Source organism: Nonomuraea rosea (assembly GCF_039539705.1).
GTDB classification, from domain to species: domain Bacteria; phylum Actinomycetota; class Actinomycetes; order Streptosporangiales; family Streptosporangiaceae; genus Nonomuraea; species Nonomuraea rosea.
This window is the reverse complement of the sequence record NZ_BAABDQ010000153.1, coordinates 1-664: the sequence shown is the minus strand read 5'-3', so window position 1 is coordinate 664 and position 664 is coordinate 1. Positions and strand designations below refer to the sequence as shown.

1 pseudogene is annotated in these 664 nt (G+C 62.8%); it reads right to left on the bottom strand.

From position 1 onward, the window contains the following. Window positions 1-127 precede the first annotated feature (127 nt). Window positions 128-547: pseudogene (locus ABEA43_RS67865) on the bottom strand (IS256 family transposase); the annotation flags it as partial. Window positions 548-664: the final 117 nt, after the last annotated feature.

Here is a 664-nt window from a genome sequence, read left to right as displayed (position 1 = left end):
AAGCATGGCTCCTCCGGAAGATCCGCGTGCTGGACAGCGGTAGATAACCACGTCCACCAGCCAGAATCCGGACCCTCACACCCACGTGATCGACGTGCAAGACAGCCCTCAGAGGGCTCAAGATAACAATGGGGTTGGTGGTGCGCAGATGCACCCAATGTTCGGCCGGGTAGTCGTAGAAGGCGAGCAGTTCGTCGAGGTCGTCGACCACCTTGGTCACCGCCTTGGGGTACTTGGCGGCGTAGGCGGCCTGGAACTCCTTCACCGCGCGTTCGGCATGTTCTTTGTCCTCGGCGTTCCAGATCTCGGCCAGATGCTTCTTGGCAGCCGGATGCGCGGACTTCGGCATGGCCCCCAGCACATTGGCAATCTTGTGAAACCAGCACCTCTGAGCCCGGGTCTGCGGAAACACCTCGCCCAGCGCCGACCAGAACCCCAGCGCGCCATCCCCGATCGCGAGCACCGGCGCGCGCATTCCGCGCCGCTTGGCATCGCGCAGCAGATCGGCCCACGACTCGGCCGACTCCCGGTAACCGTCGCTCAGTGCCCGTGTACAAACTGATCGTCAGGTTGATTGGGGAGATGCGGATCGTGCGAGTCGTCGCCCCATGAGGATGATCATTGCCCACAAGACCATGGCTTCGTGATGGTCGGGCAACCGCTC